General features: G+C 39.5%; 22 protein-coding genes. 12 read left to right on the top strand and 10 right to left on the bottom strand.

All coding sequences use genetic code 11. The annotated features are described in order from the left end of the window. Positions 1-2: 2 nt before the first annotated feature. Positions 3-1,112, bottom strand: coding sequence for a BT_3928 family protein (locus AC4IF5_RS01880; protein WP_490731137.1), 1,110 nt, complete (start codon positions 1,110-1,112; stop codon positions 3-5). A 1-nt stretch (position 1,113) separates the two neighbouring features. Further along, a complete protein-coding gene (locus AC4IF5_RS01875) occupies positions 1,114-1,680 on the bottom strand; it encodes a DUF1599 domain-containing protein (RefSeq protein WP_490731135.1) in 567 nt (188 codons plus the stop codon). A 229-nt stretch (positions 1,681-1,909) separates the two neighbouring features. On the opposite strand from AC4IF5_RS01875, the gene folP reads away from it, so the two are divergent. From folP to ilvA, 7 genes are all read left to right on the top strand, one after another. Then, complete coding sequence (gene folP, locus AC4IF5_RS01870) at positions 1,910-2,776, top strand: dihydropteroate synthase (protein WP_490731133.1); 867 nt, start codon at positions 1,910-1,912, stop codon at positions 2,774-2,776. Between the two features lie 367 nt (positions 2,777-3,143). Beyond that, positions 3,144-4,016: a branched-chain-amino-acid transaminase gene (gene ilvE / locus AC4IF5_RS01865; protein WP_490731131.1), complete on the top strand. Its 873-nt coding sequence runs from the start codon at positions 3,144-3,146 to the stop codon at positions 4,014-4,016. Positions 4,017-4,239: 223 nt separating this feature from the next. Beyond that, positions 4,240-5,919 (top strand): dihydroxy-acid dehydratase, encoded by a 1,680-nt coding sequence (ilvD, locus tag AC4IF5_RS01860; protein ID WP_490731129.1) that lies wholly within the window; start codon positions 4,240-4,242, stop codon positions 5,917-5,919. A 10-nt stretch (positions 5,920-5,929) separates the two neighbouring features. After that, positions 5,930-7,651, top strand: coding sequence for a biosynthetic-type acetolactate synthase large subunit (ilvB, locus tag AC4IF5_RS01855; protein WP_490731127.1), 1,722 nt, complete (start codon positions 5,930-5,932; stop codon positions 7,649-7,651). A gap of 17 nt (positions 7,652-7,668) precedes the next feature. Next, positions 7,669-7,950, top strand: a complete 282-nt coding sequence (locus AC4IF5_RS01850; protein WP_490731125.1) for an ACT domain-containing protein — start codon at positions 7,669-7,671, stop codon at positions 7,948-7,950. 222 nt (positions 7,951-8,172) lie between these two features. Continuing rightward, on the top strand, positions 8,173-9,219 hold the full coding sequence (gene ilvC / locus AC4IF5_RS01845) for a ketol-acid reductoisomerase (RefSeq protein ID WP_490731123.1): 1,047 nt from the start codon (positions 8,173-8,175) through the stop codon (positions 9,217-9,219). Positions 9,220-9,233: 14 nt separating this feature from the next. After that, positions 9,234-10,496 carry a threonine ammonia-lyase IlvA gene (gene ilvA / locus AC4IF5_RS01840; protein WP_490731121.1) on the top strand — a complete coding sequence of 421 codons (1,263 nt, stop codon included), beginning with the start codon at positions 9,234-9,236 and terminating at the stop codon, positions 10,494-10,496. Positions 10,497-10,670: 174 nt separating this feature from the next. Here the strand turns inward: ilvA and AC4IF5_RS01835 are convergent, their stop codons facing one another. From AC4IF5_RS01835 to alaS, 4 genes are all read right to left on the bottom strand, one after another. Further along, positions 10,671-12,140, bottom strand: coding sequence for a M20/M25/M40 family metallo-hydrolase (locus AC4IF5_RS01835; protein ID WP_490731120.1), 1,470 nt, complete (start codon positions 12,138-12,140; stop codon positions 10,671-10,673). Between the two features lie 8 nt (positions 12,141-12,148). After that, positions 12,149-12,385 (bottom strand): hypothetical protein, encoded by a 237-nt coding sequence (locus AC4IF5_RS01830; RefSeq protein ID WP_490731118.1) that lies wholly within the window; start codon positions 12,383-12,385, stop codon positions 12,149-12,151. Between the two features lie 75 nt (positions 12,386-12,460). Further along, a complete protein-coding gene (locus AC4IF5_RS01825) occupies positions 12,461-14,785 on the bottom strand; it encodes a hypothetical protein (RefSeq protein ID WP_490731117.1) in 2,325 nt (774 codons plus the stop codon). 309 nt (positions 14,786-15,094) lie between these two features. Continuing rightward, positions 15,095-17,698, bottom strand: a complete 2,604-nt coding sequence (gene alaS, locus AC4IF5_RS01820; protein ID WP_490731115.1) for an alanine--tRNA ligase — start codon at positions 17,696-17,698, stop codon at positions 15,095-15,097. Positions 17,699-18,224: 526 nt separating this feature from the next. On the opposite strand from alaS, the gene AC4IF5_RS01815 reads away from it, so the two are divergent. The 4 genes from AC4IF5_RS01815 to msrB all read left to right on the top strand — a co-directional run bounded on the left by AC4IF5_RS01815 (position 18,225) and on the right by msrB (position 20,698). After that, positions 18,225-18,779 (top strand): sigma-70 family RNA polymerase sigma factor, encoded by a 555-nt coding sequence (locus tag AC4IF5_RS01815; RefSeq protein ID WP_490731113.1) that lies wholly within the window; start codon positions 18,225-18,227, stop codon positions 18,777-18,779. Positions 18,780-18,788: 9 nt separating this feature from the next. After that, a complete protein-coding gene (locus tag AC4IF5_RS01810) occupies positions 18,789-19,058 on the top strand; it encodes a hypothetical protein (RefSeq protein WP_490731111.1) in 270 nt (89 codons plus the stop codon). Between the two features lie 78 nt (positions 19,059-19,136). Further along, a complete protein-coding gene (locus tag AC4IF5_RS01805) occupies positions 19,137-19,583 on the top strand; it encodes a DUF417 family protein (protein WP_490731109.1) in 447 nt (148 codons plus the stop codon). A gap of 17 nt (positions 19,584-19,600) precedes the next feature. Then, the gene (gene msrB / locus AC4IF5_RS01800) at positions 19,601-20,698 is read left to right on the top strand and encodes a peptide-methionine (R)-S-oxide reductase MsrB (protein WP_490731107.1); all 1,098 of its coding nucleotides are present in this window, start codon (positions 19,601-19,603) and stop codon (positions 20,696-20,698) included. A 203-nt stretch (positions 20,699-20,901) separates the two neighbouring features. Here the strand turns inward: msrB and AC4IF5_RS01795 are convergent, their stop codons facing one another. From AC4IF5_RS01795 to AC4IF5_RS01780, 4 genes are all read right to left on the bottom strand, one after another. Then, positions 20,902-21,567, bottom strand: coding sequence for a hypothetical protein (locus tag AC4IF5_RS01795; protein ID WP_490731105.1), 666 nt, complete (start codon positions 21,565-21,567; stop codon positions 20,902-20,904). A 2-nt stretch (positions 21,568-21,569) separates the two neighbouring features. Continuing rightward, entirely contained in the window at positions 21,570-22,199 is a 630-nt protein-coding gene (locus AC4IF5_RS01790; protein WP_490731103.1) for a hypothetical protein, read from the bottom strand. Between the two features lie 111 nt (positions 22,200-22,310). Further along, complete coding sequence (locus AC4IF5_RS01785; RefSeq protein ID WP_490731101.1) at positions 22,311-23,156, bottom strand: ABC transporter permease; 846 nt, start codon at positions 23,154-23,156, stop codon at positions 22,311-22,313. A gap of 2 nt (positions 23,157-23,158) precedes the next feature. Beyond that, positions 23,159-24,061 carry an ABC transporter ATP-binding protein gene (locus tag AC4IF5_RS01780; protein WP_490731099.1) on the bottom strand — a complete coding sequence of 301 codons (903 nt, stop codon included), beginning with the start codon at positions 24,059-24,061 and terminating at the stop codon, positions 23,159-23,161. A gap of 117 nt (positions 24,062-24,178) precedes the next feature. Here AC4IF5_RS01780 and AC4IF5_RS01775 point away from each other — a divergent pair, with 117 nt between their 5' ends. After that, positions 24,179-25,528, top strand: coding sequence for an AAA family ATPase (locus AC4IF5_RS01775; protein ID WP_490731097.1), 1,350 nt, complete (start codon positions 24,179-24,181; stop codon positions 25,526-25,528). Positions 25,529-25,677 lie beyond the last annotated feature (149 nt).

The raw sequence follows: 25,677 nt of genomic DNA, 5'->3' as shown, positions 1-25,677 counted from the left end.
TACTATTTAACGTAGTCCTTTGCAGGTTGTTTATCAGCAATTTTTCCGTTTTCCAGGATCAGTACAAATGGATTGCTTCTTGCAATCGTTTTGATGGCTGTCCCGTCCATCATTGCGTTTTTAATGGTTTTAAAGGTATTCGGGTCCGTCGAAATTCCATAGATCACGGCTCCTTTCTGAACATTTACTTTAGCCTCCACTTTTTGAAGAAGATCAGCCGGAATTTCTTTTGGATGGTATGAGAAAACCAGAATGGCTTTTGGAGCTTTGATGATCTCTTCCGTAATCTCCATTCCCGTAGGATCTTCGATCTTAAATTTTACGATCTCGGATTTATATCCTTCCTTTACCAGTACAGACTCGTTTTTTCCTTCCTCAATTTTCCATGGGGAACCTTCTTCCCAGTATTTGGTTTCTTTAATATAATCGTCCTGGTTTACTCTTAAAACTTCTCCCGTCTTCTGGTTTTTCAGAGAGTAGAAAGTTTTGTATTCAGAAGGATTTTTATTGATGTTTTCCTTTTCACCTCTGATATCCGTCCCGATCTTATAATCACGGAAATCAATGATCGGTTCATGCATGATTCCCTGAGCCATAATGTAGATCATGATCAAAGAAAATGCACCCAGAATGTAGTATTTAAATTTGCCTGAAGACTCTTTTCTGCTGTTCCCGTACTCATCTTTTTTGCGGAACTCTTTTCTGTACAATACAAACAGAAGAATGAGTCCTGCCAAAAGGGCAACATCTTTAAAGAAACTTTGCCAAGGCGTAAACTTGATCGCATCGCCAAAGCATCCGCAATCCGTTACCACGTTGAAGTAGGCAGAATAAAAAGTAAGGAACCCAAAGAATACACAAAGGGCTATTAATGATGATAAGGTAAATTTCAGCTTTATTTTCAGCAAAAGCATAAATCCGAGGAAAAGCTCAAGCACAACCACAATAATTGAAAACAGAAGGGCAAACTTTTCAAAAAACGGCATGTTGAAGACAGAAGGTGAAAAATATTCTTCCATTTTGAAAGAAAATCCTACCAGATCCACAGCCTTTACAAAGCCTGAAAGGATGAAGATAACAGCAATAATAAAGCGTAATAAACCTTTGATCATGTTAAATAGTTTTGGGTTCGAATTGATTATTTTTTTCAGAGAACTTGATCAGACAGAAAACAGCATAATTCAGCATATCGAAATAGTTGGCGTCAAGGCCTTCAGAAACGATGGTTTTTCCCTGGTTGTCCTCAATTTGTTTGGTTCTTAAAACTTTCTGATAAATAAGATCTGTGATGGAAGAGATTCTCATATCTCTCCATGCTTCGCCATAGTCATGGTTCTTTTTTTCCATTAAGGCTCTGGCTTCATTAGCATACTTGTCATACAGACCTAAAATTTCTTCCTTATTTTCGTTAAAATCATTGGAAAGTCCTTTCTCAAGCTGGATAAGCCCAATGATCGAATAGTTGACAATTGCGATAAATTCATCTTCTTCACTCTCATCCACCATTTTTTTATCGGTCATCTGCAGTGTACGGATCCTGTTGACTTTAATGTAGATCTGATCTGTAATGGAACTTGGCCTTAAAACCCTCCATGCTGCACCGTAATCCTGTAGCTTTTTACCGAAAAGATCACGACACTGACTAATAACTTTCTCGAATTGTACTGACGTTTTTAGCATAAATTTTCTTAATCTTCCAAATATACGAATTCGGTTTTGTTTATGAGTAATGAGTTGAGGGATTCGGGATGGAAGAGAGTGTGTAAAGTTTTGAGTTTAATGTTTGAGATATGGAACCATATAATATCTCTAATTTCTCTGTCTTCTGGTCTTCATCATAAATACGTTTTACATAAATAGACCAATACATCTCACAAATTCCTAATTTTGCAGTAAATAATAGATTCTCATGTCCTCAAACCCTCAAACTCTCAAACCCTCAGATTTTCCCACCTATTCAATCAACTGTAACGGCCGTCTGATACAGCTCGACGTTCCAAAAATCATGGGCATCCTGAATCTTACTCCTGATTCTTTTTCCGATGGAGGAAGGTTCAATAATGAAAAAGCCGCATTGGAGCAAGCTGAAAAACTGTTGAAAGAAGGAGCGGAGATTATCGATATCGGTCCGCAGTCTACCCGGCCCAATGCTGAATTTCTAAGCAGTGAAGAAGAGATAAGCAGGATCGGAAATATGATCTCCAGGATTAAGAAAGAATTTCCGGAAGTACTGATCTCCCTCGATACTTTTTACGCTGATACCGTGAAGTTTGGATTTAATGAAGGAATTGACATGATCAATGATATTTCAGGAGGGCAGTATGATGAAAAAATGTTTGCCACAGCAGCAGAAACGAAGCTTCCTTATATTCTGATGCATGTCAACCCTTCTTATGAGACCATGCATGATAAAATCAGATTTGAAGATGTCATATTGGAGCTTAACCGGTATTTTTCTGAAAAGGTCAATATGCTCCTGCAAAAAGGAGTGAATGATATTATTCTTGACCCTGGCTTCGGCTTTGGCAAAACCGTGGAAGATCAGATGAAAATGATTGGTGAAGTCAGGTATCTTGGATTTGGAAAACTTCCTTTGCTGATAGGGATTTCCAGAAAATCATTTATTTATAAGCCTCTTGGTAAGTCACCTCTGGATATCAATGAGGAAACCCAGAAGCTTCACCTGAAAGTATTGGAACAGGGAGCGAAAATTTTAAGGGTTCATGATGTCGCTGAAGCAAAGGCGACGCTCACCCGATTTTTACAGAAAAAATAAAAAGTGTTAAAAAAACTTGTGAGTAATTAAAATGTTTATACATTTGCAACATGAATTTTACGAATCAGAAAAATAGTATTGTCATTTCTATTATTGCTGTTGTCATTGATAACAGTAAGGAGACGGCATTTTAAAATAGATTTTAATTTAAATTATATACAGGCCGTTTCATATTTGAAACGGCTTTTTTTGTTTTAATTTTTTATTTGTACAGAATATGTATCAGCTATTAGTAGTAATTATTATCGTCATTATTATTCCCTTGCGTCTGTGAGAAGGAAGGTGTATGACCGTACATATATTGAGCCCTCTCACAGCGTGAGAGGGCTTTTTTTATTCCCATTTGTTAATTTTTAACCACTATAATATGTATTACAACGATGACACAGTCATTTATTTTGACGGAAATTTCATGAAAGCCAAAGAAGCAGGAACAGATCTGTACGGGCAATCGCTTCACTACGGATATTCTGTTTTTGAAGGGATAAAATCTTACAGCACAGATCATGGAACAAGGATCTTTAAAGCAGAAGAACACTATGAAAGACTGAAAAGATCAGCAGAACTGATGCATATTCCGTTCGACTATTCTGTGGAGCAGCTTACAGGGCTTACTTATGAGCTTTTAGAACGTAACGGATTCACAGATGCTTATATCCGTCCTTTAATAACGTGTTCACCCAATATGTCCCTTTCAAAAGGGAAAAGATCTTATCTCTCCCTGTTAGCCTGGGAATGGAATAACGGATATCTGGCAGATAAAATGAAGATCATGACTTCAGCATTTCAGCGTCCCAATCCTAAAGCGTTCAGAGTAGAAGCAAAAGTTGGAGGCCATTATGTAAACTCTATCCTTGCCTGCCAGGACGCGAAAGATAAAGGCTACGATGAAGCCCTTGTTTTGGATGAAAACGGATATGTAGCCGAAAGTTCCGGAGCGAATGTTTTTTACGAAAAGGATGGAAAGCTGTTTACCCCTGCAAAAGGAAGCATCCTTCCCGGAATTACAAGACAGACGGTATTTGAGATATGTGATACGTTGGATATTCCTGTTCAGGAAACCTTCTTTAAGCCCGAAGAAATGAGAGGAGCCGATGCTGCATTTTTCTGTGGTACTGCAGCTGAAATCGTTGCCCTGGATTCTTTGGATGATGTGCCTTTCACCAAAAACTGGGAAGATACAGCCAGTGAAAAGGTACAGCAGGCTTATCTGAAGCTGGTGAGAGTTTTGTCATTGTAAATTTTTGGAATTTAAATAATTGATTACCAGTTAAATAAATGTGTTTTTCAAACAGTTGAATATTGTAGTTTTCAGAAAATTTGAAAATGAAAACAATATTACAAGCTGTAGTTTTGGACCAAAATTAAATAAAAAATATCATTTATGAATTCCGAAAAAAGGGGGCAAGGTACCGGAGAACAGGATTTTAAAGAGATGAGAAGAATAACAAATGAAGGATAATATGTTAAATAAATATTCAAAAACATTCACACAAAACAGTGAACAGCCCGCCGCAAAAGCAATGTTGTACGGGATAGGCTTTACAGAAGAGGATATGAACAAGGCTCAGGTCGGAATTGCCAGCATGGGCTATGACGGAAATACCTGTAATATGCACCTCAACGATCTGGCCGGAATGGTAAAGAAAGGAACATGGGATCATGGGCTAGCCGGGCTGATATTCAATACAATAGGAGTAAGTGACGGAATGAGCAACGGGACAGACGGAATGCGCTATTCACTGGTAAGCCGTGATGTGATTGCCGACAGTATTGAAGCGATTTGCGGAGCACAGTATTACGACGGACTTATCGCCTTGCCGGGTTGTGATAAGAATATGCCTGGAACCATCATTGCAATGGGGAGGCTGAACAGACCTTCCATAATGGTATATGGAGGAACGATTGCTCCGGGATGCTATAAAGGGGAGCCGCTCAATATTGTTTCAGCCTTTGAAGCTTTAGGTAAAAAGATTGCCGGAGAGATCTCTGAAGAAGATTTTAACGGGGTGATTAAAAATTCCTGCCCCGGTGCAGGAGCCTGTGGCGGGATGTATACCGCCAATACTATGGCCTCAGCAATAGAAGCGTTAGGAATGAGCCTTCCGTATTCCTCTTCCAATCCTGCTTTAAGCAAAGAGAAACAGGATGAATGTCATGAAGCCGGAAGATATCTGAAGACATTGTTGGAAAAAGATATTAAACCATCTGATATCATGACCCGTAAAGCTTTCGAAAACGCACTTCGTATGATCGTTATTCTTGGAGGAAGCACCAACGCAGTATTACATTTTATAGCGATGGCTAAAAGCGTGGGGGTACCGTTGACTCAGGATGATTTTCAAAAGATGAGCGACCGTACACCTGTTCTGGCAGACCTTAAGCCAAGCGGAAAATACCTTATGCAGGATCTGCATAATCATGGAGGAATACCGGCAGTAATGAAATACCTTTTAAAGGAGGGATTCTTACACGGAGACTGCTTGACGGTTACCGGAAAGACATTAGCCGAAAACCTTGAAAATATTCCTGATCTGGATTTTAATAAGCAGAAGATCATACGACCTCTTTCAGAACCGGTAAAAGTAACAGGGCACCTGAGAATATTATATGGTAATCTTGCCGAAAAGGGAAGTGTTGCCAAGATTACCGGAAAAGAAGGGGAACGCTTTGTAGGAAAGGCCCGGGTATTTGATGGTGAGAAAAATCTTATCAGAGGTATTCAGGATGGAACGGTCCGGCATGGAGATGTCATCGTCATTCGGAACGAAGGGCCTAAAGGGGCTCCCGGAATGCCGGAAATGCTGAAGCCGACCAGTGCTCTGATCGGAGCAGGGTTGGGGAGCAGTGTTGCTCTGATCACGGATGGAAGGTTCAGTGGAGGGACTCATGGTTTCGTAGTAGGGCATATTACGCCGGAAGCTTATGAAGGAGGTCTGATTGCTTTTGTTGAGAATGATGACCTTATCGAAATAGATGCGGTCAACAATACCATACAGCTCAAAGTTTCAGAACAGGAAATTGAAAGACGAAAACAGGGATGGAAAAAGCCTTCACTTAAAGTACAGAAAGGATTACTCTATAAATATGCATTAACCGTATCATCAGCTGCTGAAGGCTGTGTAACGGATGAAATCTCATAATCACAATATCATGGAGAATTTAAACAGATCGACCATAACAGAACTTAGCGGAAGCCGGATCATACTGGAAGCTTTTCTTCAGGAAGGGGTAAAAACAGTTTTCGGATATCCGGGAGGAGCGATCATCCCTATTTATGATGCGCTTTACGATTATCAGGATAAACTGGAACATATTCTTGTCCGCCACGAACAGGCAGCTGTACATGCGGCACAGGGACTTGCGAGGGTATCAGGTGAAGTAGGAGTGGTACTGGCAACAAGCGGGCCCGGAGCGACCAACCTTGTAACAGGTCTTGCTGATGCGCTATTGGATAATACACCTGTTGTTTGTATTACAGGACAGGTATTTGAACATCTTTTAGGAACAGATGCCTTTCAGGAAATTGATGTGATGAATGTGACAAGTCCTGTTACCAAATGGAATTATCAGGTCACCGATGCTAATGAGCTGCCGGAAGTACTGGCAAAAGCATTTTATATCGCAAGATCGGGCCGTCCCGGGCCTGTATTGATTGATGTAACCAAAAATGCCCAATTGCAGCATATCCTGTTTAAAGGCTATTCTCCATGTCATTCATTAAGGAGCTATAAACCTGATCCTGTTCCCTGTAGGGAAAATATAGAAAAAGCGGCAGATCTCATCAATAATGCAGACAGACCTTTCATTATTGCCGGGCAGGGGATCATGTTGGGAAAAGCTGAAAAAGAATTTATAAAGTTTGCTGAAAAGTCAGGAATTCCGGTGGCATGGACTGTCTTAGGAATGAGTGCTATTCCTACAGATCATCCGCAGGCTGTTGGTATGGTGGGAATGCACGGCAACTATGGCCCTAATGTTCTGACCAATGAATGTGATGTCCTTATTGCAGTCGGAATGCGCTTTGACGACAGGGTTACCGGAAGGCTTGATCAATACGCCACACAGGCAAAGATCATTCATCTGGATATTGATAAGGCGGAGATCGATAAAAATGTAAAAGCAGACGTACCGGTATTGGGAAACTGCAAAGAAACCCTGCCTCTTCTTACCGCTTTGATCAGAGAAAGAAGACATCCGGAATGGCGCCAGAAGTTTGCATACTGTTTTGAAATTGAGGATAGTACCCTGATCAGTAAAGAATTATATCCGTTGGAAGGAGAGATTACAATGGGAGAGGTCATCCGCTGTCTTAATGATATGACAGCAGGTGAAGCTGTTATTGTGACAGATGTGGGACAGCATCAGATGTCTGCCTGCCGGTATTCGCGCTTTAAGCACTCCAGAACCCATATTACAAGTGGAGGATTGGGTACGATGGGATTTTGTCTTCCCGCGGCAGTAGGAGCGGCATATGGAGAAAAGGACCGTCCGGTCATTGCCATAATGGGAGACGGAGGTGCCCAGATGAATATTCAGGAATTGGGAACCATTATGCAGTACCGTCCTGAGGTCAAAATTTTAATTCTTAATAACTGCTATCTGGGAATGGTAAGGCAGTGGCAGGAATTATTTCATGAAGAAAGGTATTCGTCCGTAGATATCCAGAGCCCGGATTTTGTGCAGGTGGCCAAAGGATATGGCATTGAAGGCTGCAGGGTAGCTCAGAGAGGAGAGCTTGATAATGCCCTTCGTAAAATGCTTGATCATAAAGGCGCTTTCCTTCTTGAAGTGATGACAGGAAAAGAGCATAATGTATTTCCGATGATTCCACAGGGGAAAAGTGTTTCAGAGATTGTATTGAGTAATAAATAGATTAAAAAAAGAAAAAGATGAGAACAGAACATAAAGAATATACCATTACGGCATATACAGAAGATTATTTAGGGCTGATCAGCCGGATCAATGCCATTTTTTCAAGAAGAAGGATTTCCATGGTGACTTTTCATGTAGGACCTTCTGAAACAGATCGTGTAAAAAAGTTCGTGATCGTGATACGGGAAGCTGAAGAATCAGTTCAGAAGATTACCCGGCAGATGGAAAAGCAGGTGGATGTACTGGAAGTACATTATCATAAAAATCCACATTTCACGGCAATGGAATATGCCAGCTAAATATAAAATTAAAGTTGTTTAAAAGCTTTATGTAAAACCATGAAGATGACCATTGAAGTTATTTTAAGTGACAGGTTCGTTCACTTAAGTTTTGTCTTATAACTTATCCGGTATCATTTTAAGCTCATTGAACCGGAGTGCTTAAAATAAAAAATGTGGTGTAATAAGGGCTTAGACAATTTCATGAATCAAAATAATCAAATAACAAATAAAATCAAAAAAATGGCAAAATTGAATTTTGGCGGAGTTGAAGAAAACGTAGTAACAAGAGATGAGTTTCCTTTGGAAAAGGCTCAGGAAGTATTAAAAGAGGAGGTAGTAGCCGTTATCGGATATGGAGTACAGGGACCTGGACAGGCGCTCAATCAGAAAGATAACGGAATTAATGTCATTGTTGGACAGAGAAAGAACTCAAAATCCTGGGATAAGGCAGTTGCAGACGGATTTGTACCGGGAGAAACTTTATTTGAGATTGAAGAAGCGCTGGAAAAAGGAACGATCATCTGCTACCTTTTGAGTGATGCAGCACAGATAGAATACTGGCCTACAGTAAAAAAGCATCTTACGCCGGGGAAAGCATTGTATTTCTCTCATGGTTTCGGGATTACCTTTAATGAGCGTACAGGAATTGTTCCTCCTGCAGATGTGGATGTATTCCTGGTAGCGCCAAAAGGTTCCGGAACCTCATTAAGAAGAATGTTTTTGCAAAACAGAGGTCTGAACAGCAGTTTTGCCGTATACCAGGATGCTACAGGAAAGGCAGGGGATAGGGTAACTGCATTGGGAATTGCGATCGGAAGCGGTTATTTGTTTGAAACCGACTTTAAAAAAGAAGTATACAGTGATCTTGCCGGAGAGCGGGGAACGCTGATGGGAGCGGTACAGGGAATATTTGCAGCACAGTATGATGTATTAAGGAAAAACGGGCACAGTCCTTCCGAAGCCTTTAACGAAACCGTTGAAGAACTTACCCAATCACTGATGCCGCTGGTTGCTGAAAACGGAATGGACTGGATGTATGCGAATTGCAGTACAACCGCTCAGAGAGGAGCACTGGATTGGTGGAAACGCTTTAGAGACGCTACTTCGCCTTTATTTGAAGAGCTGTATGATAATGTAGCCAAAGGAAATGAAGCCCAGCGTTCAATTGATAGCAACAGCAAACCTGATTACAGGGAAAAGCTGGAAGCGGAATTGACTGAGTTGAGGGAAAGTGAAATGTGGAAAGCCGGGAAAACCGTTCGTAGTCTTAGGCCGGAGAATAATTAAACAACCTGAAAAAGATGATGAAAGAAGAAATAGGCTCCTCTGTTTTGGAGAATGTCTGTAAAGCAGAGGAAAGGCTCAGAAATGTAGTTGTAAAAACCCCTTTAGCCGTCAATAATAATCTTTCTTCCGTTTATGGAGCAGGAATAAGCTTTAAAAGGGAAGACCTTCAGCAGGTAAGATCTTACAAGATCAGGGGAGCTTATAACAAAATGGCAACGATGTCCCCGGAAAACCTTGCCAAAGGAGTGGTCTGTGCCAGTGCAGGGAATCATGCCCAGGGAGTAGCTTTTGCATGCAATACGATGAAAGTAAAAGGAACTATTTTCATGCCTTTGCCTACTCCCGGACAAAAGCTGGAACAGGTAAAAATGTTTGGAGGTATCTATATCGATGTTGTTTTGTATGGAGACACCTTTGATGAAGCAAAAGATGCTGCGATGAGGTTTTGCAGGGAGAATAACGGAGCGTTTATTCACCCGTTCGATGATCCTGCGATTATTGAAGGACAGGCCACAGTAGGAATGGAAATCCTTGAACAGACGGAAGAGCCAATAGATTATCTCTTTGTCCCGATCGGAGGGGGAGGATTAGCGGCAGGAATCTGCTCCGTGTTTCAGGAGCTGTCACCACAGACAAAGATCATTGGAGTAGAGCCTTCAGCGGCTGCAAGTATGAAAAAGGCAATGGAAAAAGGCAAGCCGGTACTTGTTGAAAAAATAAGCAGGTTTGTGGATGGGGCAGCTGTACAGCAGGTAGGAGAGATTACTTTTGAGCTTTGTAAAAATGTGCTGTCTGATATGGTGACGGTAGATGAAGGGCTGGTATGTCAGACTATTCTTTCATTATATAATAAAGATGCGATTGTTGTAGAACCCGCAGGAGCACTTTCTGTGGCGGCTCTGGAAAAGTACAGGGAAGAGATTAAAGGGAAAAATGTAGTCTGCATCATCAGTGGAAGCAATAACGATATTACCCGTATGGAGGAAATCAAAGAAAAAGCGCTGCTGTATGCTGGCCTGAAGCATTACTTCCTGGTCAGATTTCCTCAGCGTCCCGGAGCATTGAAAGCTTTTGTCATGGATGTATTAGGGCCTGATGATGACATTACCTACTTCGAATACACCCAGAAAAATTCAAAAGAAAAGGGGATCGCGGTTGTAGGGATTGCCTTGAAACAAAACACGGACTTCAGTCCATTGATCGATAAGATGAAAAAGTATGATTTTTTTGTGAATTATCTGAACAATGATCCGTCTTTAATGAATCTTCTTATCTGAAAAACACAATCAGGCAGACGCTGAAAGCCTTATGATGTTAAGATTTTAAATTCAGCCACGGATACACGGATCTCTTTTAGCAAATCAATTCATGTATCCGTGGTATTATTTTCTATGTTTCAGTGGCAATGATAATAAGAATGCGGCTCACGAAGTGAGCCGCATTCTTATTATTTATCTTTCAAGCGTAAAATCCGGAATGATCTTCGGACGTTCCGTTTCATTAGCTACTTTCCAGGATGTTCTGTACATCCATTCAGTCATTTTATAAAGCTTTTTGTAGTTGATGTTTTCAGATTCATCCTGTGGCGTATGGTATTGATCATGCAGTACGCTGGTAAAGAATACGGCAGGAATTCCAATTTTAGCGTAAGGCAGATGATCACTTCTGAAGTAGAAATATTCGGCATGATTTGGGGAGTCCCAATCTTTCAGATACTTGAACTTTGTACTTTCATTATTAGCCTCTTCAGCCATTTTTACCAGTTCTTCAGAATTTTTATGAGGAGTATTTCCTCCCAGCAGGGCGGCTTCATTATTGTCATTTCTCCCGATCATATCACCATTCAGAACAGCTACGATTTTCTCTTTCGGAACGACGGGGTGCGCGGCATGCCATCTGGAGCCCAGTAAACCTCTTTCTTCGGCACCATGGAATACAAATAGAATACTTCTTTTTCCCGGCTGTTTTTTGTAGGCTCTTGCCATGGCCAGCATAGCCACGCATGTGCTGGCATTGTCATCGGCACCGTTGTAGATGGTATCATTTTTTACAGGATGTCTGATCCCGTCGTGATCCTGATGTCCGCTTAGCAATACATATTCGTTTTTAAGAGAAGGATCGGTACCTTCTATTTTTCCGATGATGTTTACAGAAGGGTATTTGTATGTTTCTGTGATCAGGTTCAAAGAAACTTTAGGATTGTTTTTTACCCAGTCTGCATTTTCTCTTTTGATCCAGAGAACGGGAATATTATTGGTGATCTTTTCCCTTAATCCTTCCACGCCATAGCTGCCTCTGGTCATTTGAGGAAGTACCTCTGCCCAGCTTTGTTCAGAAATATCATCTGTAATGAAAATAATTGCTTTGGCTCCCAGCTGATAAGCTGTGTCGTAGTATTTCATCCGCACAAATCCGGGATATCGTCTTACAAAAAGGGTCATATCTTTCGGAATGTTTTTGTCAGAAGCATGTATGGCAAGAACTTTTCCCTTAACATTTAATCGGGAAAGCTCTTCCGGCTCTGCATTTCCGGCGTATACAATTTCAGCATCAACAGATGCATTTACAGGTTCTGCAACCAGAAAGTCTTTCCACAGATTCAGATTGGCATCTTCAATCTTTAAGCTGCTTTGAGGAATAATCTGATGCCTGTACATATCAAAGAACTGGAAGAATGTCCCGTTATCTCCGGCGGGCTTCATTCCTGCTTCTTTAGCTTTGTCGGCAAGCCACATAGAGACCTTTAATTCGTCTAAAGTTCCTGCTTCACGTCCCCAAAACTGATCAGCGGCCAACTCATACATATCTTTCCGCAGGTCCGCTTCTTTGATAGCGGAGACCAATGGCTTCTTATAATTCTGAGCATTTCCAATAGTGAATAGTAAAAAGCTCAGTAAAGAAAAAATATAACTTTTATTCATCAGAATTTTTAATTGAAGTTAGCCAATTTTTCAGAGAACTGTTTTGAAAATTCCTTTCGGTCTTCTTCCAGCTTTTCCTGTGTAGAAGGTAAAATATAATTAAAAAGGATCTTGTCTTCAGGGTCTAAAAAGATGATTTCCTTTTCATTTCCATCGATCATCTGTGAGAAAATTTCCCACATCGGAGTGTCTTTTAACTTTAATAATTCAAAAAACTGTTCGGCTTTGATTTCGATTTTCTGCATGCTCTTTTTTATCTATTGTCGTTGAATACTTTTGAAAAACATTTCAAAATTAAAGATTTTACCCTTCCCGGAACATTAAAATTCCAAAAACTTCAGTTTAAACTGGATGGCAAAGTTCTCTTTGAAATGAGGAGTCGCATAATAGCCCACCCTGTAGAATACCCCGAGATTGAAATAGCTGGAAAGGAAATTGTTCCATTCCAATCCCACTTCCTGGTATAAATGATCAAGCTTTCTGAACTTAAACTGGTGGTATTCCCTGTGTTCCATATCTCCTATGGTTCCCCTTAATACAAAATCAAAGCTGGAAACATTATGCCCAAAACTTTTGAAATACCAGGGTAGTTTATGGGTGAAATAATAAGCTACGAATTTATCATTGTAATACTTTCCGCCTTCCAGCGTTGCAAAACCGAGGAAAGAGGTAAGGTTGAAATTAAAATCTTTCCCCGGAGAAGCCAGTCCGTTCATGGTAAAGTTTTTCCAGATCGGTGCCTCGCCTAAAACAACTCCGCCATACAGTCTGAAACCGGTAGTTCCGATCGGTGTTTTGAAATTATGAACAAAAAGCGCGTCAAAACGTGAGTAATTGAAATCCCCGCCCAGCATTCTGTAGCTCTGCTCATAATTAAAATAAAGCTCAGGATATTTCTGATCGATCAGCGATTTTCCCTGAGGAGTCATGATATTGGTGGAGTTCGGAGAATATTTTAAGGTAAACAGGGTGTTGAAATTCTTATAGGAAGTTCCTCTGTCTCTGAACTGATAGTCAAATTCAGCTTCCTCTATATTTCTTCTTACCGCAAAAGCAAGGGTAAGGCCGTTCGTTACATCATTCAGATAAGACAGAGAAGCCCCTTTAAAATGGAAATATTTATCATTATTCAGGTTATTTCCAAAGTTCATCATTCGCATTTTGAAATTCCAGAGTCTTCTGTAAAACTCCCCTGAAGCGGTTACATCATCGTAAAATTCAAATCTGAAAAATGAATTTTTCTCTAGGGTGGTCTTCATATCGAGCCCCATTCCGTATTTCCACCTTCTGTCTTTTACACCATATGCAAAATAATAATCCGGAGAGAAATAAGGATTGAAATTTTCATTCATTTTGGCTTTTAATCCAAGTCTGAACCCTTCATAAGAGTTGTAGTTTACAATTTCATCTACTGCAAAATCTACAGATCCCACTCTGATCTGTCCATTCAGTAAACCGGATAATATCTGTGCCTTGCTGTCTATTTTGTATTTTCTTCCTAAGCTGTCGATCGTTTTATAGGTATTCTGTTCTCTGCTGGTCAGAGAATCGGTTCTGTACTTGTCCATTGAATGCCCGTCAATGCTTTTTACTGAAAAGGTATACCCTTTGAAATCTTTAGAATTTTCGTCGATAGGAGATTCAAAATCAAAATATTTGGAAGTCAGGAAGGCATAGGTCCCAAAGCTTTTCTTGTTTTTTTTGTTGAGGCGGTCTTTATCATCCATAGCCATTTTACCCATCTTAAGCTTTGCTTTTTCGTGGGCAAGGAACCATTTGTTATTGTAAAAGATCCAGGTACTGGTGATGATCCCGTCATTCTTATTTTTGCTGAAATTTTCAATTTTCTTGATCCCGTAGGTCTCTGTATCTACATAGATGGAGCCGTTGTACTTCCTTTTCCTGTCAGGGTTTTTGTAATTGACCTCACGGAAACGGATCACAAAATTTTTTCTTCCGTCAAGCTCAATCGTATCGGATAGGAAATACCTGTAAAGCCCTCTGTTCTCCAGCTTCACCTGTTCAGGAATAACGTCCCTGTTGCTCTGCTGAAGAGCGATCATTTCATAGATAGGCTGTTTCAGACCGGAGATCCGGTTATCGAGGATATTAATTTTCTCTCCGTACTTTTTTGAGTACAGAAATTCCTGAGCTCTTTCCCAAAGGAAGAGTTTACTTTTTGAAAAGATCTTTCTGGCGTTGATGTTATTTAAAGAATCCTTTTCCCTTTTTTTCTTGAAAACATTCAGGTCATTGAAATACTCCTGAAATTGAGAGATGCTGTCTTCATCAATATCCAGGGAAATTTTTTCGTAGGATTTAAAGGAGTAGGAGCCTAAGCTTTTGGGTGAATTTTCATTGAATAGCTGATTGACTTTTTTTAGAATTTCCAAAGCCCTGGGATCACTTTTATCCTCAATGACTATGGCATCAATAGCCGTTGTTTTTGAAGATTTTCTGCGGAGAGAAACTTCCATGCTACTTTCAAAGGCCGTATTTTCTTTCTGATAAGATTCTGCCTCGATCTCTATACTGTTGCATACTGTTTTGAATTCCAGAATTCCCTGCTCATTGGTATAGCCGAGGATTTTATTGTCACACGAGATTTTAGCATTGGGGACAGGGCTTTGGCTGGTGTCATCCAAAACTTTTATTTTTGATTGCGAATACCCCAAAAAGTGTATCAGACAAAATAATAACAGTAACCCCCTTTTCATGTAAAAAAACTAGGTCAAAAGTAGTAATATTTATTCTGTTAGAAAAGTTTTTAAGAGAGGTTAACATTGATTTAATCTAATGTGCTGATGGGTGTTTTTCATCAAATATTGAGGTTGATATTGACGGACATATCCGGTACCGGATCATCTTTCTGGTTTTTCTGATAATTTCCCATAAAAAAGCTCCTGAACTTAATGCATTCAGGAGCTTAATATTGTAAAGGAAGCTTTATATTCCTAAAGTGTCAAAGCTTTTTGGTAAGCGTTTTCCAAACCGTCAAGATTTTTACCCCCTGCTGTAGCAAAGCCCGGGTTTCCGCCTCCGCCACCCTGGATCTCTCTGGCAAGATCTTTTACGATGGCTCCGGCCTGGTAATCCGCTGCAAGGTCATCGGAAACCCCCACCGTAATCATTGGTTTGCTATCAGCATCAGAAAGAATAACGGTCACTGAAGTCGGGATCTCCCTTTTCAGCTGAAATACGATGTCCTTGACAGAGCCTGCATCCAGAGAAGTTTTCTTTACCAGAAGCTGCTTATTGCCTTTCTGCTCATAAGCGTTTTTCCAGTCGCTGATTTCTCCTTTTGCCTTTTCCTTTTTAAGGGCATCTACTTCTGCCTTTAATGAAGCATTTTCTTCGATCAGTTTCTCGATAGATCTTACAACATCTTTGGATTTTAGCAGTTGGGAAAGTTCAAGGACCTGTTTCTCAAGATTGTTGAAGTATTCTTCAGATTTATCTCCCGAAATGGCTTCAATTCTTCTGATCCCTGCAGCTGCAGAACCCTCGGAAACGATCTTAAAATGACCGATTTCACTGGTGTTCTTTACATGGGTCCCACCACAAAGTTCCTTAGAGCTTCCAAACTGGATCATCCTTACGTTGTCACCGTATTTTTCCCCAAACAAAGCCATTGCTCCCTTATCCAAAGCCTCCTGAATAGGAATGCTTCTGAACTCCTGTAAAGCAATACGCTCTTTGATCTTCTTGTTTACCTTTTCTTCAATCAATGCGAGTTCTTCCTCTGTCATTTTGTTGAAATGAGAGAAGTCGAAACGCAGATAATCAGGACCTACATAAGAACCTTTCTGTTCTACATGAGTTCCTAAAACCTCTCTTAATGCCTCATGAAGTAGGTGAGTTACAGAGTGGTTAGCCTGAGAGTTTTTTCTGTCAGCGGCATTTACCTTAGCATAGAAAACAGCTCCGGCATCTTTGGGAAGACCGTTGATCAGTGATATGATCAGTCCGTTTTCTTTCTTTGTTTCCAATACTTCAAAACTTTCAGCAGCATTCTCAAGAACTCCTTTATCTCCAACCTGTCCACCGCCTTCAGGGTAGAAAGGAGAGCTGCTTAATACAACCTGGTAAAATTCTCCGTCTTTATTTTCTACCTTTCTGTATCTTGTAATATAAGTTTCAGATTCGATCTGGTCATAACCGACAAAATTTTCGTCTCTTTCCTCTAAAGTAACCCAGTCGTATACTTTTTGAGCAGAATCAGCCTTGGAGCGCTGCTTTTGTTTTTCCATTTCCGCTTCGAACCCTTTCTCATCAATGGTCAGCCCTTTCTCCTCTGCGATAATTCTTGTCAGGTCATCAGGGAAACCATAGGTGTCATATAATTCAAATACTTCTTCACTTGGAAGCACTTTAGCATTGTTGGCAATGGTCTGCTGGATCAGTTTCTCAACTCTGATCAATCCGTTTTCAATCGTTTTTAAGAATGAATCTTCCTCACTCTTGATCACTTCAGCAACCAGCTTACCCTGCTTTTCGATTTCCGGGAAGAAAGTTCCCATCTGTTCCTGTAAAACAGCAACTAACTTGTAAAGGAAAGGTTCTTTCATATCCAGGAATCTGTAAGAATAAGAAATTCCTCTTCTCAAAATTCTTCTGATCACATAGCCAGCTCCTCCGTTGGAAGGCAGCTGTCCGTCTGCAATAGCAAAAGAAACCGCTCTGATATGGTCTACTACCACGCGGATCGCAATATCTTTCTCATCTTCTAAAATCCCTGTGTATTTCTTGCCTGAAAGTTCTTCAACTTTAGAAATCAACGGTGTGAAAACATCTGTGTCATAGTTCGAGGATTTCCCCTGAAGTGCCATACAAAGACGCTCAAAGCCCATTCCCGTATCTACGTGCTGAGCCGGAAGTTTTTCCAAAGACTTGTCAGCCTTTCTGTTGAATTCCATGAAAACCAGGTTCCATACTTCCACCACCTGCGGATGATCCTGGTTGACCAATGTAATTCCCGGAACTGCCGCTTTTTCCTCAGGAGTTCTCAGATCGATATGGATCTCTGAGCATGGTCCGCATGGTCCGCTTTCACCCATTTCCCAGAAGTTATCTTTTTTATTTCCGTTGATGATCCTGTCCTCTGAAATATGAGATTTCCAGAAGTCATAAGCATCCTGGTCTCTGTCAAGATTCTCGGAAGCATCTCCTTCAAAGATCGTTACATATAAATTTTCTTTTGGAATTCCGTATACTTCAGTCAGTAATTCCCAGGCAAAAGCAATAGCCTCTTTCTTGAAGTAGTCCCCAAAAGACCAGTTTCCTAACATTTCGAACATGGTGTGGTGGTAAGTATCTCTACCTACATCATCCAGGTCATTATGCTTTCCTGAAACTCTCAGACACTTCTGTGTATCGGCAATTCTAGGGGCGGTAGGCGTTTTGTAGCCCAGGAAAAAATCCTTGAACTGCGTCATTCCTGAGTTGGAAAACATAAGGGTAGGGTCGTCTTTCAGCACGATAGGAGCTGAAGGAACGATAAGGTGATCTTTACTTTTAAAATAATCTAAAAATTTTTGACGTATCTCTTGTGATGTCATAGTATTGCTTTTGCTTTTTTTAATATCAAATTTTGATAAGATGCAAATTTAAGATTTTTAGGTGATTTAATATTCAATATTCAATATTTTCGAAGATGTTTTATTAAATGCCGGACATAATAATGAGTCATCGTTTTAAATGATTCCTGAGATAGGGGTTAGCCGGAAAAGGTTGTAATGGAGGAAACAGATGGTGGATTGATGTTTTTTAAAGTAAGGTCAGTGAAATTTTAGACAATAAAATACTTGGCAAAAGCGCTTTGCTTTGTGATAAATGGAAGCTCATGTCGTATTTTTTCTTAAACCTGTAAGATTTGTAGGGTTACAAGGAAATTTAAGATAATTTTATTCATAAGTGTAAATCCGGTTAAAAATGAAATACAACATTGTATGTTTGAATAACAGGTCGCATATCCGGGAGATAACAAGAATTCATTTTGCGGGATAATCCATTGAAATACCTTACCTTGGAGACAAAATTTTACCCTTTTTTATGAGTATAAAACTGTAATACACCTTATCCAAAATGATGAAAGATGAAATATTTAAAGATTGGATCGAACAATATTCCGGGCCTCTTTTAAAGAAAGCCCTGTATGTATTGTCCAATAAAGAAGATGCACAGGATGTCGTTCAGGAAGTTTTTCTGGCTGCCTACTCGGCCTATGACTCTTTTGAAGGAAAAAGTCAGCCCTTAACCTGGCTGATGGCTATTCTCAACAGAAAAGTTGCAGACTTTTACCGGAAGAAATACAGATCTGAACCCAATGTCAGACTCGATCATTTTTTTGATGAAACAGGATCATGGAAAAGTAATGATGTTTTGACAGATTGGAATGTCTCAGGAAAAGGAGATGAGCTCTTAGATAATAATGATTTTAACAAAACACTGGAAGAATGTATCGAGGAATTACCCGCCAGGTGGAAAATTTTGCTAAAAATGTATTATATCGAAGAAAAAAAAGCACCAGAAGTGAGTCAGGAATTAAATGTTTCAACGACTAACTTATGGAAGATCCTCCAGAGGAGTCGGATGCAGCTCCGTGAATGTCTGGAATTTAACTGGTTTTCAAGATTGTAAAAGCGTAAAATGATAAAAAAGATCCTACATATATTATTTCTGCCATGCAGTGAGGCTACACTGCTGATGGAGAAGCGGAATGCCCAATCTATTTCTGCCAAAGAAAACAGGAGACTGAGTCTGCATCTGATGATCTGCAAATGGTGCAAGATATATAATGAAAAGCTGAAAGTCCTGGATGCCATTTTCGAAAAGACATTTTCAGAAAAGAAAACTGAAATTAATGAGTCTGAAATTCAGGATTTTAAAAATAAAATGATCAATAAATTAAATTTTTAAGAAAATTTTGTCAGGATTTTAAAAATGCCCCGACTATACTTCTGAAAACAATGAAGTATTAATGTAAAATTTTAAAACATGGTCGGAACAGTACAGAAATCTAATCAAAATCAATTATCCCGTGTGGGGTATTACATCTCGCTTTTCGGAGCCGCACTTATTTTACTCTGGATCGGTATTTTCAAGTTTACCCCTACGGAGGCTGCTGCTATAAAACCTCTGGTGGAAAACCATTTCTTAACTTTTTTCGTATATAAGATCCTGAGCGTGCAGGCAGTGTCAAATCTTATCGGAGCAATAGAAATTATCATTGCCTTACTGCTGATATTTAGTGCGAAATTTGCTGTACTGAAAAAGTACGCAGGAACCGGAATGATCATAACCTTTCTGGTGACGCTCAGCTATCTGTTTACTACACCGGGAATGTGGAAAATAGTAGACGGTATTCCTGTGACGGATTTCTTTATTTTAAAAGATCTGATGCTTTTAGGATTTGGATTCATGCTCATTCAAAATAAGAAATAATGAATAAAAAGCTAAATATGAAAAATATATTAATCATACTCGGAATTATTCTGGGTATAGCGGTGTTTGCCGCAGGATCCGGGCTTTTTAAGAAAAGTAAGCCCGGTGAAGTGGAAGTGAAAAAAGAAAAACAGGAAATTATGGATAACAAGAACGTCAGAGAGATTTACTTTGCAGGCGGATGTTTCTGGGGAACAGAGCATTTCTTTCAGCAGATTCGTGGAGTAGTAGGTACAGAAGTGGGATATGCCAACGGAAATACTCAAAATCCTACCTATGAAGAAGTGGTAAGCCATACCACAGGTTTTGCTGAAACCGTAAAAGTGAAGTATGATCCTGAGCAGGTCGATCTGAAACTGCTGATCGATCTGTATTTTAAAACCATTGATCCTACCAGTAAAGATCAACAGGGAAATGACAGAGGTAATCAGTACAGAACAGGGATTTATTATACCGGCAAAGCCGATGAAACGGTTGTGAAAGATGAAGTTCAGAAGCTGGCAAAAAATTACAGCAAACCGGTAGTGGTGGAGACCATTCCACTGAAAAATTTCTACAGAGCGGAAGATTATCATCAGGATTATCTTGATAAAAATCCGGGAGGCTACTGTCATATCGAACCCGGACTTTTTGAAATGGCCAGAAAAGCCAATCCGCTTCCGACAGCTACTTACCAAAAGCAGGATAAAAAGGCTTTAAAGCAGAAATTAACGGCTGAACAATACAACGTAACCCAGGAGAATGGTACGGAAAGACCTTTCCAAAATGAATATTGGGATGAAACCCGTGAAGGAATCTATGTGGATATTACAACAGGTGAACCTTTGTTCGTTTCAACAGATAAATTTGAATCCGGCTGCGGATGGCCAAGTTTTTCAAAACCGATTACCAAAAGTCTGATCGAAGAAAAGCTGGACCGTACCCACGGAATGGCAAGAGTGGAGGTGAGAAGTAAAACGGGAGATGCTCATTTGGGGCACGTTTTTACGGATGGACCCGCAGATAAAGGAGGTCTTCGTTACTGTATCAACAGTGCTTCCCTAAAATTTATCCCAAAAGCGGAAATGAAAACCAAAGGATACGGAGAATATCTTCCGCTATTGGATAAAAAGTAAGATGTTTTTTAGACTCTGATTATCAATTAAGCGGCTGAACCAAAAGGTTCAGCCGCTTAATTGATACACCATTTTAGGTTACGAATACATGGATATATGAGATTCTTTAAGTATACATTACAGATAAAATCCTGCCACTTGACAACATGCCGAAAAGAAAAAACTTGTGCCTTTACGCTTTCCAGCATTAGCTGAATAAATATCTATGATGGGAGGGAAGAGTCATCGATCTGATCCCTTTCTCTGATGCTGAACATAGAGATACTGAACAAGATCAGGAATCCCAGAATAAGGTAATAGGCTTCTTTTGTCAGATGACTGAAAAATTCCTGAGTTTGATCAAGAAGATTAGGCTCAGGTGTAGTACCATGTATAATTGGGCCTGAATCTATAATTTCAACTACTACATCATGGCAAAGGTAACAAGGTTCAGAATATGGACTTTGATAGGTGACGGGAACCAGTAAATGTCCTGTTTTTTCGAGGTCCAGTCCGTACTCTTCATGTTTTGAAATGGCCATGTCGTTTAAAAGAGAAACAAGGTCTCCATAGGTGTTTTCATTTCCTAAGATAAATTCAATACCTGTATTTTTCTCATTCCTTTGTTGCAGCGCATTAACTTCTGAAACATATGAGGCCGAATTTTCCTTTGCTTTACCGGGAGGAACGGTTATTTTTTTATAATTCCAGTTTCTTAGGGGTTCAAGTGTACTGTTATAATTGCTTTTGTCTTCATTTAGTCTGGCAGGAATTCCAATATCTATGACTGAAGTAGTGATTTCTTCAATTTTCCTGTTTCCATAGTGCCATAATAAAACAGGAATCACCAATGCACTTATTAACCCTGGAAAATAATATATCTTTTTCATACTTATCTTTTTTTGTTGATTTGGAGATTTTCTTTAATGCTGAACATGGAAATATTTAAAAAGAATAGAAAGCCGAAGATCATATAAAGAGATTGCTTTGGAATAGTATGGACAAAAGTTTCCGGTTTGATCAAATTGAGTGTTTCCTTTTTATTATAGGGTTCATATCCAATTGACCCTCCACAAATAGGCTTTATTTCCTCATCCGGGTCTTTATAAAAATGAACCGCAAAAAAATGACCTGTTTTTTCCATATCAACACCATAAGATTCCTGTTTTGCCAGTAGCATTGCATCTATTAAAGCGATGAAATCCTGAAAATTATTTTGATTCCCGATCACGAATTCAATACCGGTTTCTTTTTCATTTCTTTCCTGAAGCTTTTTCAACTCAGAAACATATAGATTCTGATTTTGCAAAGCGGTATTGGGCTGTACAATGATCTTTTTATAGGCCCAGTTTCTATAGGGCTCAAAGGTGTTGTCTACAGGGATGTCGGGCCTTATTTTAGCAGGCAGTCCCAGATCCATAACCGTATATTGTGGATGGACCCTCTGATTTCCGTAATACCAGAACAAAACAGGGATCAATACAGCACTGATCAATCCGGGGAAGTAGTATATTTTTTTCACAGATCTATTTTTATAAGATAAAATCGAATGAAAATTTTAAGCCAAAAAAAGTGATCCATTACGAACCACTTTTAAAATAATCTTTACATTTTTAATTCTTTAATCTTTTGCCTACCAATCCCGTTTTTTCAATATCCAATACGATCCGAAAATAAAAACAGCACACCATACCAAACATGCGATAAGGCTTTCTGTAGGGTAGTGGAATTCATGTTTTATGCCCATCATTTTGGCCATATTCAGTCTCATTATAGGGTTGGGAATAAGGCTGGACATACTTTCCAGGGGTAAAAGATGCGTTACAAAAAAGTCATTTTGCAGTATTTCATTCCGTTGAGGGCCTTGCATTCCTTTTACTTTTGTAAATACTTCAACGGCGGTTAAAATACCTTCACCAATCCAGACAACAAAAAGGGCCAGAAATACGAAAATCGATTTTCTCAGTAAGATGGAAAGGAACATCAAGAAACAGAAGAATGTAAACAACTTAACAAAGTAATTTCCGATGAAGAAAATTTCGCCGAATACTTTTGCAGATTCGGTTGTATTCGAATACCGATACCCTAAAAATAAGGTGATGGCCAATACGATAAAAGTAGAAACAATCGTAAAAATACCTATGGTAAGAAGCTTTGATGTGATGAATTCTTTTCTGCTCAGCCCATCGATGGTATTCTGCTTGAACATCCGGTTGCTGAATTCCTGTGAGATGGAGAAAACAATGATCAGCCCTAAAAAGATCTTTAATAAAGCAACGATCCATGTTGTAAAATTCCAGATTTCAGGGAAGTTATAAATGCCCTGTTCTTTTAAATTGACAGTTCCTCCGAGCATATCAAAATCTACCAATCCAATGAAAAGCAAGGCGATAAGAATGGCAAAGTAGAGTACGGTGAAAACTTTAAAAGGTCTGTAATTCAGATTCTTATAATATTCCAGTGTTAATAATTTTATCATGGCTAGTTTGTGTTTTTTACAAGTTCAAGGAATTGAGATTCAAGAGACAGCTTTTTCTTGGTCAGATGAGACAGGAAGATCCCTTTCTCGGCCAGTTTTTGGTTTAAGGTGGAAGCCGAGATCGATGCGTCATCACGGATCTGAGCTTTGATGAGATCTCCCTCCTGGTTGATGGAAGTAAACCACTGAAGCTCATTCAAAGCGCTTAGAAGTAATGGATTGTTGTCTGCCTTTAATTCAAAATAACCGTTATTTGATGTCATTTCATCCACTCTTCCACAATAGATGGAATTTCCTTCTTTCAGCACGATGACATGGCTGCATATCTTTTCAATTTCATCCAGAAGGTGGCTCGCTATAATGATTGTAATCCCCTGGCTGGCAATATTACTGATAATTTCCCTGATCTGGATGATTCCTTCGGGATCAAGCCCGTTGGTAGGCTCATCTAAGATCAGTACTTCAGGATTGTTCAGCATGGCTGAAGCGATGGCAAGTCGCTGCTTCATTCCCAGGGAATAGGTTTTGAAAGCATCATTTCTTCTTTCGTATAGCTTCACGGTTTTCAGCACTTCTTCAATTCTTGCATAGGAAGCTCCTTTGATTTCTGCAACGATCTTAAGGTTGGTTTCAGCACTTAAGTAAGGGTAAAAGTTGGGCTGTTCGATGATCGCTCCGATTCTCTTCAGGGTTTCGGGATCGGTTCCTTTCTTTCCAAACCAGAACCAGTCTCCGCTTGTAGGGTTAATGGTTGAAAGCAACATGCCGAAAGTAGTGGATTTTCCACTTCCGTTTGGTCCCAGAAGTCCGTAGACATTTCCTTTTTCGACGTCAAAAGAAATATTGTTGACTGCAATTCTTTTGAATTTTTTCGTCAGATTCTTTACTGATAAAATTTTTTCCATGTAATTTGTTTTACATAGTAGTAGTCTATCTAAATTAGAGAATGTTACAGAATTATCATCATTCAACTTCAATTTATTTGTAAATTACATTAAATTTGATAGAATTAATCAGGAGTTATGAAATTAATTGAACTGGCAGAAGAACTGAATGTTTCCGCAGAAGCCATAAAACAGTTTATACAGGATTTTGACCTTGAATTGGTAGACTGTATCAGCACAAACTTTGAAATAAAGGACGATTTTGAAAAATTTGCCCGTGAAAATGTAGATTTTTTAAGACTGTATGAAAAGGACCTGGATAAAAATAAAACGCTGGAACAGATTGCGGAAGTGATCAATCAGCCTAAAGATAAGGTTGAAAAAGCCATTAAAGATAACAACCTTAATATTTTTGATAACGGCTTCTATAAATCATCCATTTCAAGCTATGGAATCGATAACAAGCTGGGAGGTAATTATAAGTTTGTCTATAATTATTTTGGACATAAAACCAGTTTACAGAAGAGAGATTTCATAGGGTACAGAGACTTGTTCTTTTATATTTCTTCTGTGCTGGAACCTTTCCTGAATCCTCAGCAGATCAAAGATTGGGGAATCAGTAAGCCTGCTGGGATCATTGTGTACGGACCTCCGGGGAGCGGTAAAATCTTCTGGGCAAATAAAATAGCTGAGATCATCGGATATCAGTTTAAAGAAGTTAAAAAACATTACCTCGGAACCTCACTGATCGATGGTAATGAGATCAATTTTAGCGACTTTCTTCTGACAATGATGAAAGAAAACAAAATGCTGCTTTTTCTCGATGATTTTGATGAGATCATGATGCAGAGAACAGCCGAAACCGATATTGCATCCTGTAATCTTGAGGCGCAGGAGCTTATTCTTCACTACATCGGAAAATTTGAAAAAGAAGGAGTTCTGATGGTAGGTTCCGCCAATTCCGTTTCAGAAATAGATGAAGAAATTCTTGCTCCGGGAAGATTTGACGTGCTGATCCCTATTTTTCCGCCCAATGCCGCTGAACGCTCAGAGATTATCTTATACTCTATGACAAAAGGACTTGAAGAAGATTCTTTACTTTACAAAATATTGAAGAACAATAAAGCGGATAAAGTTCCTTTCTGGCATGATATAGCTTCCAAAATGAAAGCCTTCAGCAATACCATGCTGATCGATTTTACCCAAAGTCTGAAGAAACGCATTAAAAATCTTTACCAGAGAACCAGAAATGAAAAGCTTAAGATAGATCAGAATCTGCTGAACTCAGCTTTACGGGATGCTGCCGGGAAACTTACCGAAGAATATCTTGATCAGGTTGCCAGATTCCTGGCAGACGTGATTATCAATAATCTTGACGAATTCAAATTCAGAATCCAGGCTCTGAGGAGTGAACTGGAAACTTATCAGATCGTTGAAGAACCGAGAAGAGCAATAGGCTTCCACCATAATGGGGAGAAAGAGGAATAGGAATTTTTGAGTTTGAGGGTTGGAGAGTTTGAGAGCTTGAAGGGATGAAGAAAGTGTCAAGGTGTGAGAGGTATCGAACTTTATGAGGTGAATTAGTTTCACATCGCCCACTCTCTATATTTCTCGTTTCTCAATCTTTCACCCATCAT

The sequence above is a fragment of the Chryseobacterium sp. UF-290 genome (assembly GCF_058245615.1).
Note: the sequence above shows the minus strand (reverse complement) of the source record. Positions and strands in the feature narration are given on the sequence as shown.